Raw genomic sequence first — 21,854 nt, forward strand, 5'->3', positions numbered from 1 at the left:
ATTACTCCTTTTTGCCATTATACCACACAAAAATCTTTTATTAAGTGTGAAAAAAGTGAAAGCGCTTTTTTAATTTGTGATAAAATAAGAGAAAGAAGGAGGAGATTTTATGGCTAAGATTATTACTATCGCAAGACAATATGGATCTGGAGGTCGTATTATCGCACAAAAAGTAGCAGATAAGTTAGGACTCGTCTACTATGATAATCAGATTATAGATTTAGCTGCGGAAGAACTTGGCTTTGATATCCGTACTATTCGCAAGGCTGCCCAGGAAAAGAGTTCTGGTTTCCTTTATACAATGGCTGGTGGTACATTCCAGATGCCCCTAAATGATCAGGTCTTTGCCACTCAATCGAAGATTATTAGACATCTGGCAACTAATGATTCATGCATTATTGTCAATGGCTGTGCCGATTATATTCTTGAAGACTTTGATCATGTATTAAAAGTATTTATCCATGCCCCTATTGCTTCTCGTGCTAGACGTGTAGAAGAGGAATATGGTGAAAAACATGAGAATTATATCAAGTATGTAAAGTCTAGAGATAAGAAGAGAGAAAACTATTATAATTACTACACGACTAATAAATGGGGTCAGCTGACTAATTTTGATTTAACAATCAACAGTGATTTTGGATTGGATGAAGTTGCTGATGTTATTGTAGAAATGTATAGAAAACTATAAAAAAAGAGGAGCTCATTGAGCTCCTTTTCCTATAGATTATTTTAAACCATACTTCTTGTTGAACTTTTCTACACGTCCATCAGCACTAGCAAATCTCTGTTTACCAGTATAGAATGGATGACAGTTTGAACAAGTGTCAACACGAATTTCATCTAATACTGAACCAGTTTCGAATTCAGCACCACATGATGTACAGATTACTTTAACCTTTTTATAATCTGGATGAATACCTTTTCTCATTTTATAATCTCCTTCCGCCTTGAAATATATGCTACTTCAAAGTAAGTTGCTAACACATAATACCATTATCAAATGGGAATTACAATAGTTTTTTAAAAATTTTCTTCATCAATTTTTTTCGATATTTAGGTCATTATTCACTTGTATTTCAAAGGCTAATCTTCGACCATATATCTAGAGACATGAGCACCTAAAGCAATCAGTTTACGATCGATATTGTCATATCCTCTATCAATATGATAGACATTAGTAATTTCAGTTACGCCTTCAGCCATAAGACCTGCTACAACTAGAGCAGCACCGCATCTTAAGTCAGTTGCTTCTACTCTTGCGCCATGAAGTGGTGTTGGACCATTGACATAGCAGCAAGCATCTCCTGTTTCAATATTAGCACCCATCTTATTAAGCTGTGCACAGTGACCAAAACGTTCCTTGTAGATTGTTTCAATGACATGTGATTGACCATGAGCCTGAGTCATCAATGTTGTAAGTGGCTGCTGAAGGTCAGTTGCATATCCTGGATAGATCTGTGTAGTGACTTCAACTGGGTTGAAATCTGTAAATCCACCATAGACAAGAATACTGTCGCCTACAATTTCCATTCTTACACCCATTTCTCTTAACTTTAATAATAAAGCATCAAGATGCTGAGTGATAACATTTTGAACAAGGACACGTTCCCCGATTGCTGCTGCAATAATAAGGAATGTTCCAGCTTCAATACGGTCAGGAATAATCTCATGCATTGTTCCATGCATTTCTGATACACCTTCTACAATAATAGTATCCGTACCTACACCTCTGATATGTGCTCCCATCTTAGTAAGAAGGTTAGCCACATCAATGATTTCAGGTTCACGGGCCGCATTATTGATCGTTGTCTTTCCATCAGCTCTAACAGCCGCTAGAAGAATATTGATAGTTGCTCCTACTGAAGCAAAATCAAGATAGATTTCTGCGCCCTTTAAATGATCAGCCTTTAAATGATAAGTGCCTTCTTCTTCATTATAAGTAATTGTTGCACCAAGTGCTTCAAATCCCTTAAGGTGAAGATCAATAGGACGTGGTCCTAAATAGCACCCACCTGGCATGCGTATTGTAACTTCTCCATATTTACCAAGTAAAGCACCCATAAAATAATATGATGCTCTTAATTTATCTACAGCCTCACTAGTAAGTGGGTTATTTTTCATATGACTAGGATCTACTCTTAAAGTATCCCCTTCTTTTTCAACTTCACAATCAAGTTCTTTTAAAAGGACTGCCAACGCATCTACATCTGAAATGTTTGGTACTCCATATATCTCAACAGGTGAATCCGCTAATACAATAGCAGGAATAAGTGCAACTGTCGCATTCTTAGCGCCAGAAATTCTCACAGTTCCTCTTAAAGGATGTCCACCTTCAATTGCAATGACTTCTTGTGCCATATTTATATCCTCTCTCATTCTCATCTTTTTACACACCATGATTATACATAATCTTATCTCAAATGTGAAGTATCAGACTTTGAAAGTGAAGTCACAACTAAAAAATAGAAAAATTACCTTTCAGTTGTTTACTTCACAACAAATTGTGTTATACTAATACCGCAATGTGATGGTCCGTTGGTGAAGTGGTCAACACACTTGGTTCTCATCCAAGCATTCAGGGGTTCGAACCCCCTACGGACTACCATATTTTTTTTTGCCAATCTAAAGGCAATAAAAAAAGTAAGCTTCGCTTACTTCGTATTAAATATGGCTGGGGTAGCTGGATTCGAACCAGCGGAATGACGGATTCAGAGTCCGTTGCCTTACCACTTGGCTATACCCCAATCGCATGTACGATTATATCATAATAATGGGAGATGTAAAGAGAAAAATGAAAAAAATTAGAACGAGATTTGCGCCTAGTCCCACTGGCTACATGCATATCGGAAACCTAAGAACAGCTCTATACTGTTATCTGATTGCCAAACATAACAACGGTGATTTCATCCTACGTATTGAAGATACTGATCAGAATCGTGAAGTCGAAGGAGCAACTGATATCATCTATAATGTATTGGAAGAAACTGGTCTTCATTATGATGAAGGTCCTGATAAGCCAGGTGAAGTAGGGCCATACATTCAGTCAAAGAGATTACCAATCTATGAAAAATATGCAAAACAGCTTATCGAAAGCGGTCATGCACATTATTGTTTCTGTACTAAGGAAGACAGAGAAGAAAATGAAATTGATCCATGTCGTTACCTTGATCCAGAACAGATTCAGGAACATTTAGATAATGGTGATCCTTATACAATCAGACAGACAATCCCTGAAACTGGAACTGCTGATTTCGATGATGAAATCTACGGTCATATTGAAGTGCCATGCAACACTTTAGATGATTCAGTCTTAATCAAGACTGACAAGTTCCCAACTTACAACTTTGCCAACGTTGTCGATGATCATCTTATGAACATCAATGTGGTAGTAAGAGGAAATGAATATTTAGCGTCTACTCCTAAATACAATCTATTATATGATGCATTTAATTGGGAAAGACCAACTTATATCCATCTTCCACCGGTTATGAAAGATGAAAAACATAAGTTATCTAAGAGAAACGGTGATGCATCATTCCAGGATTTAAGAGCTCAGGGATATTTAACTGAAGCTATCCTTAACTACATCGCATTACTTGGATGGTCTCCTAAGGATGAAGAAGTTCTTTCATTAGAACAGTTAAAAGAAGAATTTGATATCAAGCATATTTCTAAAGCACCAGCAATCTTTGATATCAACAAGTTAAAATGGATGAATGGTGTCTACATCAGAAATATGTCAGTAGAAGAATTCCATGAACTTGCTAAACCATACTATAAAGATATCAAGCTTGATGTTGATCTATTAGAAATCACAAAAGCTTTACAGCCACGTGTTGAACGTTTAGCTGATATTCCTGAAATGGTTGATTTCATCAATGGAGAATTACCATTCGATGCTGATATCTACACACATAAGAAGATGAAAACTAATCCAGAAAACTCATTAGAAGCACTTGAATTATCTTTACCTGCTATGGAAGCTTGGGAAGATTACACTGATGATGATGGATTAATGCATATGATGATGGACTTAGCTAAAGAACATGAATTAAAGAATGGTCGTATCATGTGGCCAATCCGTGTCGCTTTATCTAACAAGTCATTCACTCCTGGTGGAGCTGTAGAAATTGCTCATATTATCGGTAAAGAGGAATCTTTAAAGAGAATGAGACAGGCTATTGCTGATTTAAAAGAATATCTTGGTAAATAATAAAAGCTGATCTAGCAAAGTGAGTAATCACTTTGTCAGATCAGCTTTTTCTTTTATTTATCAAATAATGGTGTAGAAAGATAACGATCTCCTGTATCAGGGAACAAGACAACGATGTTCTTTCCTTCATATTCTTCTCTTTTAGCAAGTTCAATTGCAGCTTTTAATGCAGCACCAGAAGAGATTCCTACAAGGACACCTTCTTTTTGTCCAACAAGTTTACCGTATGTGAAGGCATCATCGTTCTCAACAGTGATTACTTCATCATAGATATCCTGATTTAATACATCAGGTACAAATCCTGCACCGATTCCCTGAATCTTATGAGGACCACCTTTTCCAGTTGTCAATACTGGAGAAGTAGCTGGTTCAACACTAATAATCTTGATATCCTTATTCTTTTCTTTTAAATAAGTACCTGTACCAGTTAAAGTTCCTCCTGTACCTACTCCTGCAACAAATACGTCAACTGCTCCATCAGTATCTTCCCAGATTTCAGGTCCAGTTGTTTCATAGTGAGCTTTTGGGTTAGATGGATTGCTGAACTGTGATGGAATAAAGCTATTTGGATTTTCTTTTGCTAATTCATTTGCTTTCTGAATAGCACCAGTCATTCCAGTTGCTCCTGGTGACAATACTAATTCAGCACCGTATGCTTTCATTAAAGCACGACGTTCTACTGACATTGTTTCAGGCATTACAATAACGACATGATATCCTCTTGCTGCTGCAACTGAAGCTAATCCAATACCTGTATTTCCTGAAGTCGGTTCAATGATAACTGTATCTTTATTGATTTTTCCTTCTTTTTCAGCATCATCCAACATCTTTTTAGCAATACGATCCTTTACGCTTCCAGCGGGATTAAAGTATTCAAGCTTTGCTAAAAGTTTTGCTTTAAGATTTAATGATTTTTCAATTCTTGTTAATTCTAATAATGGTGTATGTCCGATCAACTGATCAGCACTAGTGTAAATATGGGCCATAATAATCTCCTTTTAATTAAATAATATATTGATCTGCACTTTCTCCAGTATTTGCCAAATCTGCTATTGTTATGCTTGAAAGGTACTCCTCTACAACTTTATAAAGTCCTTCCCACATTGGCAATGTCTGACAAGACACCGCTCTGTTGCACTGATTGCTTTCATCCTGCAAGCAAGAGATTGGTGCGAGTGAACCTTCTGTAATCTTAAGAACGTCGGCAACGGTATAACAGGATGCATCCTGTGTTAAACGATATCCTCCACCTTTACCGCGTAACCCTTCGATAAAGTGTTCTCTGGTTAACGACTTAACGATGCTTTCCAGATACTTTTCTGAAATATTCTGTCTATTGGCAATCTCTTTTAAAGGAATATACTTTGCTTGATCATGTTCTGCTAGATCAATCATTACACGTAAAGCATATCTTCCTTTTGTAGATACCATCATATGTGCCACCTCCTTTATAAACCTATAATACACCAAGGTTTATAGGAATTCAAATATTATGATAAATTTTTTAAAAAAAGAGCAAGCCCTTAAGCCTGCTCTTTAGTATACACGATAAATTATTATGCTTTACCGATTGAACCGAAGCATTCAAGTCTGTCTTTAACACCAGCTCTGATAGCTTCGAAACCTGGGTTAAGTAATTTACGAGGATCGTAACCTTTACCCTGCTGATCTTTACCTTCTTCGATGTATTTTCTAGTAGCTGCAGCAAATACTAACTGTAATTCAGTATTTACGTTAACTTTAGATACACCTAAAGAAATTGCTTTCTTAACCTGTTCATCAGGGATACCAGAACCACCATGTAATACCATAGGCATCTTAGGTCCGATAGCTTCTTTGATGTTACCTAATACATCAAACTGTAAACCTTCCCAGTTTGAAGGATATTTACCATGGATGTTACCGATACCACATGCTAAGAAGTCTACACCTAATGCAGCAACTGAAGCACATTCTTTTGGATCTGCACATTCACCAGTTGAAACGACACCGTCTTCTTCTCCACCGATGCCACCAACTTCTGCTTCAAGAGAAACACCTTTTGAATGACATAATTCAACCATTTCTTTTGTTTTAGCGATGTTTTCATCGATATCATAATGAGAACCATCGAACATGATTGAAGAGAAACCAGCTTCTAATGCAGCTTTTGCTCCTTCATATGATCCATGATCCAAGTGTAAAGCTACTGGTACAGTGATGTTTAAAGCTTCAACCATTGCATTTACCATAGCAGCAACTGTTTTGAAACCAGTCATGTACTTAGCTGCACCTTCAGATACACCTAAGATTACAGGAGCTTTTAACTCTTCACATTCTAATAAGATTGCTTTAGTCCATTCTAAGTTATTGATGTTGAACTGAGCAATTGCATAATGACCTTCTAAGGCCTTATCGATCATTTCTTTTGCGGATACTAATCCCATTTTCTAATCTCTCCTTTTTCTTTTTCTAGAATCATCATACACTTTTTTATTTAAATTTGAAAGTGATATCACTAAATTTTATTATTTGGAAACGCTAACAGTTATACGATTCAATGCTTTTTCTAATATTGCTCTAGGACAAGCCAAATTAAATCGTTCAAAGCCTTCTCCTTCTTCACCAAAAATATAGCCTTCATCAAGCCAGAGCTTAGCTTCTTTTAACATAAAACGTTCTAGTTCCTTGCCGCTCATATGCCAATTTCTAAAGTCCACCCATACTAGATATAAACCTTCAGGTCTGATCATCTTTACTTCTGGTAGATTCTTCTTTAAAAATGATTCCATATAGTTGATATTACCTTCTACATAAGAAAGCATCTCATCAACCCAATTATCACCTTTTTCATAGGCTGTCATCGTAGCAATCAAGCCTAAGACATTAGGCGTAAACATTCCTGTTGCAAGCTGTTCTTTCTTGAACAGCTCTCTTAACTCCTTATTGGCAATAAAAATCGTACTTGTCTGAAGTCCTGCAAGATTAAAAGTCTTAGAGGCAGCAGTAGCCACAATGCTGATATCTTTAAAACGTGGATCTGCTTCATAGAAAGGAATATGCTTTCTTTCTCCATAGACAAAGTCCATATGTATTTCATCACTAACAACAATGACATGATGTTTAAGACAGATTTCTCCAATCTTTAACAGCTCTTCCTTTGTCCAGACTTTCCCTACTGGATTATGAGGATTACAGAATATCAGCATCTTTACATTTTCTTCTATAATCTTCTTTTCAAATAAATCAAAATCTAATTCATAGTGATCTTCTTTAAAATCAAGAGAAAGGCTTACTGCCTTTCTTTTATTGTTTACAATAGCATTCTTAAATGGATAATAGACCGGTGTTAAGATCATGATATGATCATCAATTTCTGAATAGGCTCTTACTGCCAAGTTGATTGCATTAACAACTCCGCTTGTTAAAACCATCCACTCTTTTTCTACATGAAAATCATGTCTTCTTTTCATCCAGTTACCAACTGCTTCATAGTAAGATTCAGGAACCATACTGTATCCGTAGATTCCTTCTTCAATCTTTTCATGAAGTGCTTCTGTGATATCTGGCAACACCTTAAAGTCCATATCAGCGACCCACATCTTGATCATATCTTCATCTTTATTGTGACCGCCATCCCATTTCATGCTGTCGGTATGTCTTCGTGAAATGACTGTATCAAAATCGTACATATTATCTTAGTACCTCTTTATCTTCAAATTGTGCTGACGTGAAATGATATAACCCAATTCCTAATGACTGTGATAGATTCAATGAATCAATCAACTCAGTATGAGGAATAAATACACTTTGTCCATAGTTTAAGAAGCTGTCATCTAGTCCACTGCTTTCATTGCCAAAGATCAATGAATAATTTCCAGTTGGCTTGACTTTATGAATATTCTTTGCGCCCTTTAACATAAATGGATAGATTTCATGATGACCATATTCATTATGATAATCCTCAAAAGACTCATAATACTTCACTCTTAAAGAGAAAATAGCTCCCATTGAGGCTCTTACAACCTTAGGATCATAAATATCAACCGCCGGTCTGACGATTGCTAAATCCTTAATGCCAAAACCTAGCATTGTTCTCATGATTGTCCCCATATTTCCCATATCCATCGGATTGACAAGGACCACATGATTGCCTTCTTCTAGATTCTTTTCATAGACATGAAATACCCCAATAGCATAGCAGTTCCCTTTAGGAGAAAGCTTCTTGATTGTTGCATCATGTACATCAATAGCAATATGATGCTTTTCACATAATTCCTTAATTAAAGGATATCCTTTATTCTTTTCAATAGAAGAATGTACAACCACTCTTTTAACGAGATCAGGCTGATTCTTCAATAGTTCTATAGTTGGAAATACTCCCAATGTATATGATGCATCTGCACCTTTTTTATAAATCTTCATCTTGTTTCCCTCTTAATTTTTCTAGTAGTTCACTTGCACCATCATGTCCCCATTCTTCTGCCTGACGAAGAAAACGTACGCCCTTCGTAATATTTCTTTCCACAAAATCACCTTCCATGAAAAGCATTCCTAAAGAATAGGCTGCCTCTTTATCAAATAAGTAGTAGGCATAAGATAAATATCTGATACCCTCATCTACTTTCTCTTCAGCTAAACAAAGTTCTCCTAACATATAAAGACACTTTGCATCATACATCAAGGACCCTTTCTTAAAACTTGCAAAAGCTTCCTTGAAATTTCCTTTTTGATAATCCTGCATTCCTACTTCATAAAGTGCACGTGGATCTTCACTTTCATGAAGATCAATATCTTTTGTCATATGTGCATAAACATACTGACAATCAGAAAGACCAAGCTTAGCGCCTTCTTTATAGAAAGCAAGAGCCTGTTCTCTATTTGTTTCTACACCAAGTCCATTGGCGTTCATATATCCTAAATAATAGTAGGCCTTATCATCACCATACTCACTTGCCTTAAGGAATAGATTATAGGCCTTCTCATAATCCTGCTGTGTTCCTAGCCCATCATAATAAGCTAGTGCTATCACGTGAAGATCTCTTGCTCGACATTCTTCCAAAGCTTTCTTAGTTGCTTCTTCAATATTGACAACCTGAATAAACCACTCGTTTTCTTTGATGACACGGTCCATGATAGAAATCATGAATAATGCTTCTTCTTCCTTAAGATCATCAGTGATCTTTAACATCTCAATATGTTCTTCATAAGGAATATGTCTATTTAGCAATAGTACCTCAAATAGTCCTATCTCAATTGCTTTATTTATTAGATAGCATTCTTCACAATAATGAACAGAATATTCATTAATCACTTCTTCAAAATGCTCTTTTTCCCAAAGAATCAACTGTGTATGCTGCTCAATAATGTTAAGAATAATATCTTTTATTTTTGTATTATATATTTTCATTATTTAGCCCTTTCAATTCTTTTAAAATATTTTTACGATGCAGAAGTATCTCTTCTCGATCTTCTTCTGCCCCCTTATCAATACATGCAATAAGTTCATCACATTTTACCAATAACAGCTTCAGCAATGACTTCTTGACAAACACATCCTTCTCTTCAAGATATTGACCATAGATCACCTGAAAAGAACGATACTGCTGAGTGAAAAGCAATTCATAATCGATACGATAATCTCTAATAATCTTCATTTTCCACCCTCCGTCTCGTTCACTATTATACTTCATTTGAAAACAAATTAAAACATGATATAATGCGGATGAAAAGAGGTGTATTATGAACCAGTTAGCATGTCCAAAATGCCATAAGCCACTTATGCTTGATGGCAAGACTTATAAATGTGAAGATCATCATAGCTATGATATCTCCAAAAGAGGATATATCAATTTATTGTTAAATCCTGATAAATCAAAAAACAACCCAGGTGATTCAAAAGAATCACTTATTGCTAGAAAGGCCTACCTCAACACTGGACACTATGATCCAATTCTTAATGAAGTTGTCAATTACATCAAGGCACATCAGAAAGAACATATGGAAATACTTGATCTAGGATGTGGAGAAGGCTACTACACATATCGTATGAAACAGCTTCTCGGTAATGACCATACTTACTATGGATTAGATATTTCTAAAGAAGCTATCAATATGGCAACACGTTATGATAAGGATATTCATTGGATTGTCGGTAATTCTAAGAACATTCCTATCAATGATCATTCATTGGATGTCATCACCGCCTTATTTACTGTTGTAAACAAGGATGAAATTGTTAGAACATTAAAAGAAGATGGCTACATGATCCATGTAACAGCCAACCGTGGTCATCTTATTGAAATCAAACATTTGATTTATGATGAAGTTAAAGTCAAATCAGATAAGTTTATCCGTCTTCCTTTTGAAGTACTAGAAAGCTACGACTTCAAGAAAACAATTTCTATTCCTAAAAGAGAAGATGCATTAAACCTATTAAAGATGACACCGCACTACTACCATATTAAGAAAGAGAAAAGATCCGTATTGGATACACTCCAAGGATTGGATGTAACCATTGATTTACGTATCACTGTCTATAGACCATGAAATTTAGAAAAATAAAGAACAATCTTCGTATTGTCATTGATGAAAACTATAATGGAAAACTATTAAGCGATTTCTTTAAGGACTATTGTTTTTCAAAGAAAGCTGTTCATCTTCTTCATCAGGATAAAGCCTATACATTAAATAAAGAATATGTCAGAGATGCCACATTGCATACTGGAGATGTTCTTTTAATCAGAGCCTATGAAGATGATGATGGCATGTATCCTCCAGTTAAAGGAGATCTAGATGTCCTTTATGAAGATGATCTCGTTCTTGTAGTAGATAAACCAGCAGGACTTCCTGTTTATCCATCATCTAAAGAGGATACACATTCTCTTTCTCATTATGTCAGCCGCTACTATAAGGAACATAAATTAAATGTTCCAGTACGCTACATTCATCGTCTAGATGATGATACAAGTGGGCTTGTCATCTATGTCAAAAGCGCATTATTTCAGCCATACTTTGATCATCAGCTCGCTGAAAAGAAGATTGAAAGACAGTATATGGCCTTTGTTAAAGGGAGATTTCCTAATAAGAAGACTTATACCATCACTCAAAAAATTGCGCGTAACCGTCATAGCAACAAGATGCGTGTCTCTTCTTCAGGTGTAAAAGCAGTTACTCAATATAAATGCATTCATAACTACGATGATTATGCATTAGTACAATGTCATCTTTTAACTGGAAGACGTCATCAGATTCGTGTTCACTTAGCTAACATTGGACATCCTCTTATTGGAGATCCACTTTACAGCAAAGAACTCAACGAACTTGATCACCTTGTTCCACGTCAGGCACTGCATGCCTTCAAGATCAGTTTCACTCATCCACTTACTCGTGAACAAGTAGAAATTGAATCACGTATTCCTAATGATTTAAGAGTATTATTTAAAAAATAAGAGGATTGATTAAACTCAATCCTCTTATTTTTAATAAAATATACCTTAAAATTAAAAGAAAAATTAATCTTTTTTACGACTTTATACAATCTTTTTTTAAGACCCTGTGTTATTATATATTAAGATATGATGAAACATCTTATGAAGGAGTTTTTTGATGAACCAGAAAAGAAGAAAAATGACGCGTAGAGAACGTGAACGTATTATGCGCAAGCGTGCTCGTGCAAAACGTAGACATAGAAGGATGAGAAAGCTCGCATTCTATGCCAAACGACTTAACTATAAACATCTTACAATCTTTTTAGCAGCAATATTTGTGTTCCTGTTTAGTATTAATAGCTTTATTGTAAAACCAATTGTTTCAGTGCTTCAGGATAAACCTAGTGTAACAACTACAGTTAAGAAGAAGACTGTTAAAAAGAAAACCCCAGCTGCCCCATCGTTTGAAGTTAACTTTAAGGCAGTAGGTGACAATGTCGTTCATGAGAGTGCCTATAAATATGCCAATAAGATGGCCGGTTCTCCAAATGACTATGACTTTTCTAGCATCTATTCCCCTATTCAGTCTGATTTAAAGAATGCGGATCTATCATTTATTAATCAGGAAACAATCATGGGTGGCGGTACTCCGTCAGGATATCCAAAATTCAATACCCCTGATGCGATGATGAACTCTTTATCTAGCTTAGGAGTAGATGTAGTCAATGCCAATACCAACCATACATTAGATCAAGGTGCATCTGGTGTTGCTCATATGATTTCCTTATTTAAGGCACAAAAGAAAATGATGTTATTAGGTATTTCAACTAATAAGAGCGACTATGACACAATCAACTATATTGAAAAGAACGGATTGAAATTTGCATTCCTTTCTTACACATTTGGTACAAACAGATCAAGTACTAACCGTTATAATGTTAAATTGTTCGATACCGCATTAATCAAAAAAGAAATTGCGACAGCTAAAGCTAATGCGGACTTCGTCATTGTAAGTGCCCATTGGGGTATTGAATATACTTCAACAACCAATGTACTTCAAGATACTTATGCAAAAATATTTAATCAGGCAGGAGCTGATGTGGTAATAGGAACACATCCTCATGTCATTCAGAAGATGCAGTGGCTTACAAGTGCTGCTGGTCATAAGACATTAGTTGCTTATTCACTAGGTAACTTTATGTCAGCCCAGACAACTGAAGCTCGTCTTCTTGGTGGAATGCTGTCTTGCAAGTTTACTAAGAAGAATAATGTAAAGAGCATCAGCAATGTTGAATGGATACCACTCTTTACTCATATTGAAGCAAGCGGTATTTCTTCTGGGGTAATCAATGATATTTCAAACATGAAAGTCTACAAAGTAAAAGATTACAATGATGAACTTGCGAAAAAGCATATCTTGAATAAATCTTCTACTAAAGTTACAAAAGCTTCTCTAACAGCATCAACTAAGCGTGTTATTAAACAATTCACAATTGATGTTTAAATGACTTCGATATATAATTATATATAGCGGAAAGGAGTCAACCAATGAGAACTTTTTATCCAGTTTTAGCAACATTAATGGTTATTGTAACGGCATATTTTACATACATGATTATCAATGTTCTCGTAACAATGATTAAAGCAAAAAGGAAAGATCATTCACTTAAAATATGTCTTACAACTGCTGGTAAAGCATTCTATATCATTATTACAATCTTATATATTCTTCTCGTAATCGGTGGCGCAGCTTTCGGTATTCATAGTGCCTTAAATGGCTCAAACTTGTATCTTAATGGTATTAGTACCGTAGCTCTAGCATCACTTCTATACGCCTTCCAGATTGCCAATATTGTATTAGTTGGAAAGAAGAATGTATTGATTGGACGTCTTCTTGTAGATTATCGTAAGATGAAGAAAGTTGACTTAAACAATCGTAGAGAAATGACATTTGTCTACGCACAAAAGTCATTTAGATTCTCAACAAGATGGGTAGATATTGCTTTACTTAGACGCTCCATTTCAAGAAGAAGCTAAACAAAAAAACTGTGACATTTCGTCACAGTTTTTTATTTAATCGGCTTATGACAATGAGGACAGTGCGTGATCTTGCCGGCATGTTTCAATGGAAGATATTGCTGGCAATGAGGACAACGCCAATAGAATAATGATAATACAATATAAGTTACAACCATTAATGCTATTGCACAAATGATAATATATGCACTGAACTTATTGCCAGTTACAAAGAAGAAGATCGCAATAATAGCTAGCACCAGCCAAGTCTGTGGAAGAATATCCATCAAAGTCTGTACTGTCTTTATATTTTTCATAAAGCACTCCGTTTATAAAAGAGTCAACAAATGTTGACTCTTTATTATTCACCAATAATTTCCATCATTGCCTTCTGGAACTTCTCAGTCTTTAGAGAGGCATCATTTGCATCTGTTCCCTTAATAGAGAAGTAGAATTTACATTTTGGTTCAGTACCAGATGGTCTAGCAGCAATCCAGCTTCCATCTTCTAGATAATATTTTAATACATTAGACTTTGGAAGATCAATTGTAGTTCCATCACTACGTGTGCTGTTAGCATAATCTTCAGCTAAAGTAACTTTTACTCCAGCAATATCAGTTGGGGCATCTTTACGAAGATTATCCATAATTTCAGCAATTCTCTTGGCACCTTCAACACCAGCTTTAGCAAGTGCGATCTGTGATTCTTTAAATGTACCATGTTTAGCATATAAATCATTTAATACATCAATAAGATCCTTGCCCTGCTTCTTATAGTAGTTTCCACATTCTGCAGCCAATAATACAGCCTGTACAGCATCTTTATCTCTAACAAAATCTTTAACCACACAACCATATGATTCTTCATAACCAAAGATAAACTGTTTTTCACCAGTCTTTTCATATTTTCTGATCTTATCACCGATAAACTTAAATCCAGTTAATGTCTTTTCAACATCTACACCATAGCTTCTAGCAACAAGTTCACCTAAATCAGAAGTAACGATTGTATTGTACATAACTGCATTATCAGGAAGTTTTCCTTTTTCTTTTAACTGAGAAAGAATATATTCAAGATAAACAGCTGCACTCTGGTTACCAGACATAAGTACATATTCACCATTATGTTTAGCAACAACACCAAGTCTATCGCCATCTGGATCAGTAATTGCGATTACATCAGCATCTACCTTTTTAGCAAGTTTAATTGATTCATCATAAGATGATTCAACTTCAGGGTTAGGTGATTTTGTATTAGAATAATCAGGATCAGGAGCACACTGTGATAATACAGGTACAATATCATATCCTAAATCTTTTAATACAGTTCTAACTGGCCAGTTATCAGCACCATGCTGAGGAGAATAAACAATCTTGAAATCAAACTTATCTAAGCCAGGATTAATTTCACAACCCTTAACTGCTTCATAATAAGCTTCATCAATTTCTTCTCCAACCCAGTTAATATAATCATAAGCTTCATCACTGCTAGGTACCTTGACAGCTAATTCATCTTCAACTTCTTCAACGTACTTAGTTACCTGATCAGCCCATTCAGGAATCAACTGACATCCAGTATCATCATATACTTTATATCCATTATATTCTGCAGGGTTATGAGAAGCAGTAATCATGATACCACCAGCACATCCTAAATGTCTTACCGCAAACGATAATTCAGGAGTTGGTCTCAATGATTCCATAATATAAGTTTTAATACCAAATCCAGCTAAAACCTTAGCAGATTCATTAGCAAAGATATAAGACATATGTCTATTATCATAAGAAATTGCTACACCTCTTTCAGCACCATTTGGCTGTTCAAGGATCCATTTTGCATAACCTACATTCGCTTTTCTGATCATGTAGATATTCATTCTGTTAGTACCAGCACCTAATAGACCACGCATTCCGGCAGTACCGAATTCAATATTCTTATAGAATGCATCTTCTTTAGTTGCTTCATCCATACCTTTAAGTTCTGTTCTTAAAGATTCATCAAGTCCATCAAAGCTTAACCATTTTTCATAATTTTCTCTATAATCCATTTGTGTCACCTCTAGAGATATTATAACAAACTTCCTTTATCAAATAAATAGAAATCGGTTTCATTGTGTTTTCATATTATTATTATATAGAAAAATACTATGAAAACATCATACTATTTCTTTTTCAAAATAAATTTTATTTATTAAATTTTTAAAAAAATAGTGATGAATATTCACCACTATTTCTTGTATCCATTAGGATTATTCTTTTGCCAATTCCAAGAGTCTCTACACATATCTTCAAGATTTCTCTTGGCAGTCCATCCAAGAATTTCAGCAGCCTTATCAGCGTTAGAGTAACATACTGCTAAATCCCCTGCACGACGTGGACCAATTTCATATTTTAAAGTTAAATCATTTGCTTTTTCAAACGCATGAACAATATCCAATACTGAATATGGTGTACCTGTACCTAAGTTAATAATATCTGTACCTTTTCTTGTTAACGCATATTCAACAGCCTTAACATGACCTTCAGCTAAATCCATAACATGAATATAATCTCTTAGACATGTACCATCTGGTGTATCATAATCATCACCGAAGATAGTTAAATGATCTCTCTTTCCAACGGCAGTCTGGGAAACATAAGGCATAAGGTTATTAGGAATACCCTGAGGATCTTCACCAATTCTGCCTGATGGATGTGCACCAATTGGGTTGAAGTATCTCAAAATGACAACAGATAATTCATCATCAGCTTTAGCTGCATCTTCTAAAATCTGTTCCATCATCCATTTTGTCCATCCATATGGGTTAGTACATGTTCCCTTTTTCATAGTTTCATTAAGTGGTGAGGCATTTTCAGCACCGTATACAGTGGCGCTTGATGAGAAGACAATGTTCTTAACATTGTTTTCTTTCATAGTTTCAAGTAATGTCAATGTAGTATCAACATTATTTCTGTAATAAGCAACAGGTTTTTCTACAGATTCACCTACTGCCTTTAATCCTGCAAAATGAATGACACAATCGATATCATTTTCTTTAAAAATGCGATCTAATGCATCATGATCTTTTACATCAGCTTCATAATGCTTAATAGTGGAATGAGTAAGCTCTTCAACTCTTCTTACTGCTTCTTCACAACTGTTATCATAATTATCCACAATCACAACATTATGACCTGCTTCAATTAAAGTAACAGCTGTATGAGAACCGATATATCCGGCTCCTCCGGCTAATAATACATTCATAGTTTTAGTACCATCCTTTTTCCTATTGATTTAATTATAGTCTTAATTTTCTTATAGATTTAATTATAGAATCATATATTTATAATATCAAGTCTTGAAAAAACTAAAATTAGGCGCTACTTCAATACTGGTCCCACTTTTGCATTTGTATATTTTACGATATCATTCGCATTAATAATCATCTGATAGCCCCTCTTACCGGCGCTAAGTGCGATTTCTCGATCTCGTAAAATAGACTCATCAAAATATGTTGGATACTGTTTTTTCATACCAACTGGAGAACATCCACCACGAATATATCCAGTTACATTAAGAAGATCCTTCATATGAATCATTTCTACTTTCTTATATCCTGAAAGTTTAGCAAGCTTCTTTAAATCAATATTTTCCAATACTGGAATGCAACAAACAAGATAAGATCGATCATCATCTGACTGCAATACCAATGTCTTATAGATATCTTCTCCATTTAAGCTTACTTGATCAATAATATGTTCACCTGAGAGATGTTCTTCATCATAATCATATTCTTCTACACGATAAGAAACATGATCACGATCAAGAAGTCTCAAGGCATTTGTTTTTACTGCTTTTTTCTTTGCCATAAATATCACCCGCTGATATTATACACGACTTCTATAAAAAATGTTATAATAAGCACAAGGATGTGAACAATATGGATATAGAAGCGAATAAAAAACGTTTTATTGCACTTTATAAAAAATACATTACGCGCAATGGCGCAGATCGTTTTCTTTCTTACCTAGAAAATCACAGTGACTTTTTCACTGCACCTGCAAGCACTCGTTTTCACGGTAGCTATGAAGGTGGACTATGTGAACACAGTCTTCAAGTCTACGACTGTCTAAAAGACTATCTTGCAAGACCACGTGTCAATAACATCTATGAAGTTAAAGCAAGCGATGAAACAATTGCGATTATAGCTCTTCTTCATGATGTCTGTAAAATTGACTTCTACAAGACAGAACAAAGAAACAAGAAAGTCGATGGTCAATGGGTACAAGTCCCTTACTACACAGTTGATGATCAGCTTCCTTATGGTCATGGAGAAAAGAGTGTCTATATGATCAGTGGCTATATGCGCTTATCAAGAGAAGAAGCCTTTGCGATCCGTTATCATATGGGCTTTTCTGGATCTGATCCCGTCAACAATGTAGGAAAAGCTTTTGAAATGTTTCCAATAGCTTTCGCCTTAAGCACTGCCGATATGGAAGCTACATACTTCTTAGAAGAAATAAAAAAGAACGAGGTTACACATGAAGATTACTGATACAATGCTAGAATCTATGATAGATGGAGTTGAAGAACAGATTCAGACAAGAAATCCAATCGAAACACAAGAAACTTATCAGCTCCTTTTAAACAATGGCTATTCTTCAAAAGATGCCAAAAAGAAAATCGCAGTTGCGATTGCGGTTGAATCTTTCGCAATTATCAAGACAGGAAAACCATTTAATCGCGAAAGATATATTCAGAATCTAAAAAGAATACAGAACGGAAAAGAACCAATCGAGTAGATTGGTTCTTTTATTCATACTGTGCCATCATCTTCTTAATCTCTTCTCGCATCTCTTCTACATATTCCTGAGGCTCAAGCACCTTCACCCATGATCCTTGAGACAGCAAGAACATATTAACCCCCTTGCCGTAGACATCCGCTTCAATAATATAAGATTTCCCCTTCTTCTCTACAATACGAGCAGTAGGAATCTTATCTAAGATAGCCTGAACACTATCTCCACAAAAAGAAAATTTAATATGTCTAGAAACACCAGGATACATATACTGAATCTTGCTTTTTAGTTCTCCTTCATCAAAGGATGCATTAAAACTTTTTCGATGTTCTACCATATTGACAATACGATCTACACGATAATGGTGAGGCACATCATCATGATGAATATCATAGGCAATCAAATAGAAATAATATTCAGAAAAAACAATGGATAATGGACGAATACGTCTTTCGACTTCTTCTCCGCTCTGTTTAAAGTAGCTGATCGTCATTTCATGTTTGTTTTCAATAATGTGAACAAGCTGCCAAATATTATCAATCACACTTTTTGAATGATGAACAACTTCCTTATAATGATACATTTCATTGGATATAAGATCATTCATTTTTCCTCTATCTTCATAGGATGTCATGCCCTTCAGTTTACGAATAATCTCTTCTAACTCATTCTTACTGAACGCTCTTGTCCCAATGAGCACTTTTACAATGGACATCAGTTCTTTTGATAAAAGAAAATGATCAAAAACCAATGAATAAGCTTTCTTTCGACGATTATATACAAGTTCTGCATTTCCTACCTGTTCCCTGTTTTCAGCTAAGAAATTTCTAATAAAGCTTATATCTCTTTTTATTGATTTTGTAGACATATTATACTTTAAAGAAAGCTGTTTTGCGGTAAACTCTTCCCCTTTAAATGCTCTATAGAATATATCTAATATACGATTATACTTATTTTCTCTTTTCATGCCTCCGCCCCTCTTTCTGTTTTTATTATATCATCATTAATGGGACATTATTATGTCCCACTTCTTCTATATGATAAGATTATAAGGAGGAAATACTATGATCGATAAAATCTATAGACAGGAGCTTCAAATAAAAAACATTCATTTTAAATTATTGACTGCATCGCTATTCATGTCAGATATCATTTTAGTTATTGGCTGCTTATTGCCACTGTTTATAACAAACCCAACACCTTATATCCATACAAGACATGGCCAGTATTTCTTATTGATGACACTACTATCCAATCTGCTTTATCTATTCAAGAAGAGAGGCTTTGCGGTAATAGCGGTTCAACTGAATCATTTTTTCATATTGAAAGATATTGAGCTGGTAGGCAATTGGTTCAATCTGTTAAATATTGGCGGATGGCTGATTCTTATTGGTGAAGTAGTTGTTTACACAGGAATTTTCATCGACTTTATAGGGATGGTAAGTGAAGATGATTATACAGGCTATTTCACAACATAAAAGAACCGATTCAATCGGTTCTTTTATGTTATAAAATGACGATACTAGGATGAGGTGGAGCAATGAAAAATAATGCGAATGGAGCAAGATATAGAAATAGAAAAATAGCAGCGATAATAAAACAAATATGAATGATTTTTTTACTTGTCATTTCTTACGTCCTCCTATTTATTATATATATTTTAATACCAATATTTTTTATAATCAATAAAAAGAGTCGATTGAATCGACTCTTTTAATCTTCTACATAGTAATGTGCACGTTCTCCGCCAATGTATTTCGCTCTCGTACGGGCTGCAAGAAGAATGGCTTTGCCAATATGATCTACACCAAGTCTTACTGGTACTGCTACATCTTTGAGATGCATGCCAATAAGTGTTCCCCCAATGTCCAATCCAGCATGCGCCTTGATATGTTCTACAGCTACAGGATCACTCATACCTTCATAACAGTTGACTGCCCAGCTGCCACCAGCATGAGGCTGTGGAATCACATTCACTTCCTCATAGCCAAACTTTTCAGCTGCTTCACGTTCAATAATCAAAGCACGATTCAAATGTTCACAGCACTGTGCTGCAAGATAGATGCCCTTCTTTTCAAGAACTGGGGCAACACTCGAATAGAGCGCCTGTGCGGCGTCCATAGAGCTGTCCTTGCCGATGTGTCCTCCGACACATTCGCTGCTAGAGCAGCCGATTACGATAATCTGACCGGCTTTTACATGTCCTACTTCAATAAGTTCCTCAATTGCGATTTTTGCTTGTTCACTTATTTCTTCGTATATTCTTTCCATACCCTCACCTTCCTTCACCTTCACATTAACACACACATCCTGTTTTTACAAGGTGCATACTGACCATTATTATTTGATGTAAACTGGCTATTTTCTTATATCCAGTATCATGGTAATCTATTTCACAAGAAGGAGGGATTTTTATGAAAAACACACATACAAGAATAAGATGGATGTTTATTGTTGCTTTATTTATGGCATTCACCTTAGTACTAAGCACCTTTAGTATTCCTGTCCCAGGAGGTCATTTCTATCTTAATGATATCGTCATTGTCATTGCAGCTGTACTGCTTGATCCACTTGGTGCCTTCCTTGCCTGCGGCGTAGGAAGTTTCCTAGGCGATGTATTCTTCTATCCTGCTCCAATGTTTGTCACTCTAGTCACTCATGGTCTTCAGGCTATCGTCATTTCGTTAGCGGTAAGAAAGATTGAAGGCAAAAAAGGATTGGCTATTGGTCTTCTTATTGGACAGATCATTATGATTACTGGCTATACTTTAGGAAGAAGCTATGTATATGCAACACCAGAATATGCAATGTTAAAACTTCCATTCGATTTTGCTCAGGCCATCATGGGCGCTGTTGTTGGTCTTGTTGTCTTACGTAAAGCGCAATTACAAAAGAAATACGACAAACTTATGGCTTAATTTAAAAGAGCCGTAATGAAGGGTAAGTTCAAATGAACAACTCTTCGTTACGACTCTTTTTTTCATTATAATGTTAATTAAGCTTCTGCAACTTTCTGTTCGATTACAACTTTCTTGATTGAATCGATTGCATCTTTTTCGTCATCGCCTTCAGCCTGGATTTCAACTGTAGCTTTAGTTGGAACACCTAAAGACATAACACCCATGATTGATTTTAAGTTAACTTCTTTTCCGTTATATAGTAACTTAACGTTAGAAGCAAATTTGCTTGCCTGGTTAACTAAGATAGTAGCTGGTCTAGCATGTAATCCAACTGGATCGATAACTGTAAAACTAAATTTTTCCATTGAAAATTCCTCCTTAAATATATTTCTATTATATCATATTTTCGATTCCTTTCAATGTATTTTTAAACGCTTTCATTAATTTATGATTTAGAAATTAATAATATAAGTAATCGAAAAATGACCATTGATTTAAGTCTTCCCTAAAATCGTCCCATTTATCACTATTTTTTACA

Annotated in this window: 26 protein-coding genes and 2 tRNA genes; 11 read left to right on the forward strand and 17 right to left on the reverse strand. The window is 35.3% G+C overall.

The features are described from left to right. The first annotated feature begins 109 nt into the window (after window positions 1-109). Window positions 110-688 carry a cytidylate kinase-like family protein gene (locus tag J6L95_RS07035; protein WP_287458581.1) on the forward strand — a complete coding sequence of 193 codons (579 nt, stop codon included), beginning with the start codon at window positions 110-112 and terminating at the stop codon, window positions 686-688. Between the two features lie 36 nt (window positions 689-724). Here J6L95_RS07035 and rpmE read toward each other — a convergent pair whose 3' ends face one another. Both rpmE and murA read right to left on the reverse strand, forming a co-directional pair. After that, window positions 725-928, reverse strand: coding sequence for a 50S ribosomal protein L31 (gene rpmE, locus J6L95_RS07040; RefSeq protein WP_029071551.1), 204 nt, complete (start codon window positions 926-928; stop codon window positions 725-727). Between the two features lie 155 nt (window positions 929-1,083). Next, window positions 1,084-2,358, reverse strand: a complete 1,275-nt coding sequence (murA, locus tag J6L95_RS07045) for a UDP-N-acetylglucosamine 1-carboxyvinyltransferase (protein WP_287458582.1) — start codon at window positions 2,356-2,358, stop codon at window positions 1,084-1,086. 171 nt (window positions 2,359-2,529) lie between these two features. On the opposite strand from murA, the gene J6L95_RS07050 reads away from it, so the two are divergent. Then, window positions 2,530-2,605 (forward strand) — tRNA-Glu (locus tag J6L95_RS07050). 63 nt (window positions 2,606-2,668) lie between these two features. Here the strand turns inward: J6L95_RS07050 and J6L95_RS07055 are convergent. Further along, window positions 2,669-2,744: transfer RNA gene (locus J6L95_RS07055), tRNA-Gln, on the reverse strand. A gap of 47 nt (window positions 2,745-2,791) precedes the next feature. On the opposite strand from J6L95_RS07055, the gene gltX reads away from it, so the two are divergent. After that, window positions 2,792-4,213, forward strand: coding sequence for a glutamate--tRNA ligase (gltX, locus tag J6L95_RS07060; RefSeq protein WP_029071549.1), 1,422 nt, complete (start codon window positions 2,792-2,794; stop codon window positions 4,211-4,213). Between the two features lie 53 nt (window positions 4,214-4,266). Here gltX and cysK read toward each other — a convergent pair whose 3' ends face one another. The 7 genes from cysK to J6L95_RS07095 form a co-directional block, all read right to left on the reverse strand. Beyond that, window positions 4,267-5,199, reverse strand: coding sequence for a cysteine synthase A (gene cysK, locus J6L95_RS07065; RefSeq protein WP_287458583.1), 933 nt, complete (start codon window positions 5,197-5,199; stop codon window positions 4,267-4,269). Window positions 5,200-5,215: 16 nt separating this feature from the next. Then, window positions 5,216-5,647 carry an RrF2 family transcriptional regulator gene (locus J6L95_RS07070; protein ID WP_029071547.1) on the reverse strand — a complete coding sequence of 144 codons (432 nt, stop codon included), beginning with the start codon at window positions 5,645-5,647 and terminating at the stop codon, window positions 5,216-5,218. Window positions 5,648-5,769: 122 nt separating this feature from the next. Beyond that, on the reverse strand, window positions 5,770-6,639 hold the full coding sequence (gene fba, locus J6L95_RS07075; protein WP_029071546.1) for a class II fructose-1,6-bisphosphate aldolase: 870 nt from the start codon (window positions 6,637-6,639) through the stop codon (window positions 5,770-5,772). An 81-nt stretch (window positions 6,640-6,720) separates the two neighbouring features. Next, window positions 6,721-7,884: a MalY/PatB family protein gene (locus J6L95_RS07080; protein ID WP_287458584.1), complete on the reverse strand. Its 1,164-nt coding sequence runs from the start codon at window positions 7,882-7,884 to the stop codon at window positions 6,721-6,723. A 1-nt stretch (window position 7,885) separates the two neighbouring features. Beyond that, window positions 7,886-8,617 (reverse strand): TrmH family RNA methyltransferase, encoded by a 732-nt coding sequence (locus J6L95_RS07085; protein WP_074623934.1) that lies wholly within the window; start codon window positions 8,615-8,617, stop codon window positions 7,886-7,888. After that, window positions 8,604-9,602 (reverse strand): tetratricopeptide repeat protein, encoded by a 999-nt coding sequence (locus J6L95_RS07090; protein ID WP_287458585.1) that lies wholly within the window; start codon window positions 9,600-9,602, stop codon window positions 8,604-8,606. Before J6L95_RS07090 ends, J6L95_RS07085 begins: the two co-directional genes overlap by 14 nt. Further along, complete coding sequence (locus tag J6L95_RS07095) at window positions 9,589-9,849, reverse strand: hypothetical protein (RefSeq protein WP_029071542.1); 261 nt, start codon at window positions 9,847-9,849, stop codon at window positions 9,589-9,591. The genes J6L95_RS07090 and J6L95_RS07095 overlap by 14 nt, the downstream gene beginning before the upstream one ends. 85 nt (window positions 9,850-9,934) lie before the next feature. Between J6L95_RS07095 and J6L95_RS07100 the strand changes: the two genes are divergently transcribed. From J6L95_RS07100 to J6L95_RS07115, 4 genes are all read left to right on the forward strand, one after another. Then, complete coding sequence (locus tag J6L95_RS07100) at window positions 9,935-10,741, forward strand: methyltransferase domain-containing protein (protein ID WP_029071541.1); 807 nt, start codon at window positions 9,935-9,937, stop codon at window positions 10,739-10,741. Beyond that, window positions 10,738-11,643 carry an RluA family pseudouridine synthase gene (locus tag J6L95_RS07105; protein ID WP_287458586.1) on the forward strand — a complete coding sequence of 302 codons (906 nt, stop codon included), beginning with the start codon at window positions 10,738-10,740 and terminating at the stop codon, window positions 11,641-11,643. The genes J6L95_RS07100 and J6L95_RS07105 overlap by 4 nt, the downstream gene beginning before the upstream one ends. A gap of 157 nt (window positions 11,644-11,800) precedes the next feature. Beyond that, on the forward strand, window positions 11,801-13,126 hold the full coding sequence (locus J6L95_RS07110; protein ID WP_287458587.1) for a CapA family protein: 1,326 nt from the start codon (window positions 11,801-11,803) through the stop codon (window positions 13,124-13,126). Window positions 13,127-13,170: 44 nt separating this feature from the next. Continuing rightward, on the forward strand, window positions 13,171-13,659 hold the full coding sequence (locus tag J6L95_RS07115; protein WP_287458588.1) for a hypothetical protein: 489 nt from the start codon (window positions 13,171-13,173) through the stop codon (window positions 13,657-13,659). Window positions 13,660-13,691: 32 nt separating this feature from the next. Here J6L95_RS07115 and J6L95_RS07120 read toward each other — a convergent pair whose 3' ends face one another. The 4 genes from J6L95_RS07120 to ybaK all read right to left on the reverse strand — a co-directional run bounded on the left by J6L95_RS07120 (window position 13,692) and on the right by ybaK (window position 17,486). Continuing rightward, window positions 13,692-13,955 carry a hypothetical protein gene (locus J6L95_RS07120; RefSeq protein ID WP_287458589.1) on the reverse strand — a complete coding sequence of 88 codons (264 nt, stop codon included), beginning with the start codon at window positions 13,953-13,955 and terminating at the stop codon, window positions 13,692-13,694. Between the two features lie 44 nt (window positions 13,956-13,999). Beyond that, a complete protein-coding gene (locus J6L95_RS07125) occupies window positions 14,000-15,685 on the reverse strand; it encodes a phospho-sugar mutase (protein ID WP_287458590.1) in 1,686 nt (561 codons plus the stop codon). Window positions 15,686-15,864: 179 nt separating this feature from the next. After that, on the reverse strand, window positions 15,865-16,881 hold the full coding sequence (gene galE, locus J6L95_RS07130) for a UDP-glucose 4-epimerase GalE (RefSeq protein ID WP_029071536.1): 1,017 nt from the start codon (window positions 16,879-16,881) through the stop codon (window positions 15,865-15,867). Window positions 16,882-16,997: 116 nt separating this feature from the next. Then, a complete protein-coding gene (gene ybaK, locus J6L95_RS07135; protein WP_287458591.1) occupies window positions 16,998-17,486 on the reverse strand; it encodes a Cys-tRNA(Pro) deacylase in 489 nt (162 codons plus the stop codon). 71 nt (window positions 17,487-17,557) lie between these two features. Between ybaK and J6L95_RS07140 the strand changes: the two genes are divergently transcribed. Further along, on the forward strand, window positions 17,558-18,172 hold the full coding sequence (locus J6L95_RS07140) for an HD domain-containing protein (RefSeq protein ID WP_074686538.1): 615 nt from the start codon (window positions 17,558-17,560) through the stop codon (window positions 18,170-18,172). Then, window positions 18,159-18,419: a hypothetical protein gene (locus J6L95_RS07145; protein WP_029071533.1), complete on the forward strand. Its 261-nt coding sequence runs from the start codon at window positions 18,159-18,161 to the stop codon at window positions 18,417-18,419. Before J6L95_RS07140 ends, J6L95_RS07145 begins: the two co-directional genes overlap by 14 nt. Window positions 18,420-18,429: 10 nt before the next feature. Here J6L95_RS07145 and J6L95_RS07150 read toward each other — a convergent pair whose 3' ends face one another. Beyond that, window positions 18,430-19,383 (reverse strand): helix-turn-helix transcriptional regulator, encoded by a 954-nt coding sequence (locus J6L95_RS07150; RefSeq protein WP_287458592.1) that lies wholly within the window; start codon window positions 19,381-19,383, stop codon window positions 18,430-18,432. A 97-nt stretch (window positions 19,384-19,480) separates the two neighbouring features. Between J6L95_RS07150 and J6L95_RS07155 the strand changes: the two genes are divergently transcribed. Beyond that, window positions 19,481-19,894, forward strand: a complete 414-nt coding sequence (locus tag J6L95_RS07155; protein WP_287458593.1) for a hypothetical protein — start codon at window positions 19,481-19,483, stop codon at window positions 19,892-19,894. Window positions 19,895-20,129: 235 nt separating this feature from the next. Here J6L95_RS07155 and J6L95_RS07160 read toward each other — a convergent pair whose 3' ends face one another. Continuing rightward, window positions 20,130-20,687 carry a TIGR01440 family protein gene (locus tag J6L95_RS07160; RefSeq protein ID WP_287458594.1) on the reverse strand — a complete coding sequence of 186 codons (558 nt, stop codon included), beginning with the start codon at window positions 20,685-20,687 and terminating at the stop codon, window positions 20,130-20,132. A 143-nt stretch (window positions 20,688-20,830) separates the two neighbouring features. Between J6L95_RS07160 and J6L95_RS07165 the strand changes: the two genes are divergently transcribed. Continuing rightward, window positions 20,831-21,334: an ECF transporter S component gene (locus tag J6L95_RS07165; RefSeq protein ID WP_287458595.1), complete on the forward strand. Its 504-nt coding sequence runs from the start codon at window positions 20,831-20,833 to the stop codon at window positions 21,332-21,334. A gap of 77 nt (window positions 21,335-21,411) precedes the next feature. Here the strand turns inward: J6L95_RS07165 and J6L95_RS07170 are convergent, their stop codons facing one another. Further along, on the reverse strand, window positions 21,412-21,681 hold the full coding sequence (locus J6L95_RS07170; RefSeq protein WP_029071528.1) for a phosphocarrier protein HPr: 270 nt from the start codon (window positions 21,679-21,681) through the stop codon (window positions 21,412-21,414). Window positions 21,682-21,854: the final 173 nt, after the last annotated feature.

This window comes from Kandleria sp., from assembly GCF_017934775.1.
In the GTDB taxonomy this organism is placed as follows: domain Bacteria; phylum Bacillota_I; class Bacilli_A; order Erysipelotrichales; family Coprobacillaceae; genus Kandleria; species Kandleria vitulina.

What these genes read in the sequence shown, in the direction of transcription:
- J6L95_RS07035 (WP_287458581.1), top strand. Translation starts at nt 110, where the DNA reads ATGGCTAAGATTATTACTATCGCAAGACAATATGGATCTGGAGGTCGT.
- rpmE (WP_029071551.1), bottom strand. Translation starts at nt 928, where the DNA reads ATGAGAAAAGGTATTCATCCAGATTATAAAAAGGTTAAAGTAATCTGT.
- murA (WP_287458582.1), bottom strand. Translation starts at nt 2,358, where the DNA reads ATGGCACAAGAAGTCATTGCAATTGAAGGTGGACATCCTTTAAGAGGA.
- gltX (WP_029071549.1), top strand. Translation starts at nt 2,792, where the DNA reads ATGAAAAAAATTAGAACGAGATTTGCGCCTAGTCCCACTGGCTACATG.
- cysK (WP_287458583.1), bottom strand. Translation starts at nt 5,199, where the DNA reads ATGGCCCATATTTACACTAGTGCTGATCAGTTGATCGGACATACACCA.
- J6L95_RS07070 (WP_029071547.1), bottom strand. Translation starts at nt 5,647, where the DNA reads ATGATGGTATCTACAAAAGGAAGATATGCTTTACGTGTAATGATTGAT.
- fba (WP_029071546.1), bottom strand. Translation starts at nt 6,639, where the DNA reads ATGGGATTAGTATCCGCAAAAGAAATGATCGATAAGGCCTTAGAAGGT.
- J6L95_RS07080 (WP_287458584.1), bottom strand. Translation starts at nt 7,884, where the DNA reads ATGTACGATTTTGATACAGTCATTTCACGAAGACATACCGACAGCATG.
- J6L95_RS07085 (WP_074623934.1), bottom strand. Translation starts at nt 8,617, where the DNA reads ATGAAGATTTATAAAAAAGGTGCAGATGCATCATATACATTGGGAGTA.
- J6L95_RS07090 (WP_287458585.1), bottom strand. Translation starts at nt 9,602, where the DNA reads ATGAAAATATATAATACAAAAATAAAAGATATTATTCTTAACATTATT.
- J6L95_RS07095 (WP_029071542.1), bottom strand. Translation starts at nt 9,849, where the DNA reads ATGAAGATTATTAGAGATTATCGTATCGATTATGAATTGCTTTTCACT.
- J6L95_RS07100 (WP_029071541.1), top strand. Translation starts at nt 9,935, where the DNA reads ATGAACCAGTTAGCATGTCCAAAATGCCATAAGCCACTTATGCTTGAT.
- J6L95_RS07105 (WP_287458586.1), top strand. Translation starts at nt 10,738, where the DNA reads ATGAAATTTAGAAAAATAAAGAACAATCTTCGTATTGTCATTGATGAA.
- J6L95_RS07110 (WP_287458587.1), top strand. Translation starts at nt 11,801, where the DNA reads ATGAACCAGAAAAGAAGAAAAATGACGCGTAGAGAACGTGAACGTATT.
- J6L95_RS07115 (WP_287458588.1), top strand. Translation starts at nt 13,171, where the DNA reads ATGAGAACTTTTTATCCAGTTTTAGCAACATTAATGGTTATTGTAACG.
- J6L95_RS07120 (WP_287458589.1), bottom strand. Translation starts at nt 13,955, where the DNA reads ATGAAAAATATAAAGACAGTACAGACTTTGATGGATATTCTTCCACAG.
- J6L95_RS07125 (WP_287458590.1), bottom strand. Translation starts at nt 15,685, where the DNA reads ATGGATTATAGAGAAAATTATGAAAAATGGTTAAGCTTTGATGGACTT.
- galE (WP_029071536.1), bottom strand. Translation starts at nt 16,881, where the DNA reads ATGAATGTATTATTAGCCGGAGGAGCCGGATATATCGGTTCTCATACA.
- ybaK (WP_287458591.1), bottom strand. Translation starts at nt 17,486, where the DNA reads ATGGCAAAGAAAAAAGCAGTAAAAACAAATGCCTTGAGACTTCTTGAT.
- J6L95_RS07140 (WP_074686538.1), top strand. Translation starts at nt 17,558, where the DNA reads ATGGATATAGAAGCGAATAAAAAACGTTTTATTGCACTTTATAAAAAA.
- J6L95_RS07145 (WP_029071533.1), top strand. Translation starts at nt 18,159, where the DNA reads ATGAAGATTACTGATACAATGCTAGAATCTATGATAGATGGAGTTGAA.
- J6L95_RS07150 (WP_287458592.1), bottom strand. Translation starts at nt 19,383, where the DNA reads ATGAAAAGAGAAAATAAGTATAATCGTATATTAGATATATTCTATAGA.
- J6L95_RS07155 (WP_287458593.1), top strand. Translation starts at nt 19,481, where the DNA reads ATGATCGATAAAATCTATAGACAGGAGCTTCAAATAAAAAACATTCAT.
- J6L95_RS07160 (WP_287458594.1), bottom strand. Translation starts at nt 20,687, where the DNA reads ATGGAAAGAATATACGAAGAAATAAGTGAACAAGCAAAAATCGCAATT.
- J6L95_RS07165 (WP_287458595.1), top strand. Translation starts at nt 20,831, where the DNA reads ATGAAAAACACACATACAAGAATAAGATGGATGTTTATTGTTGCTTTA.
- J6L95_RS07170 (WP_029071528.1), bottom strand. Translation starts at nt 21,681, where the DNA reads ATGGAAAAATTTAGTTTTACAGTTATCGATCCAGTTGGATTACATGCT.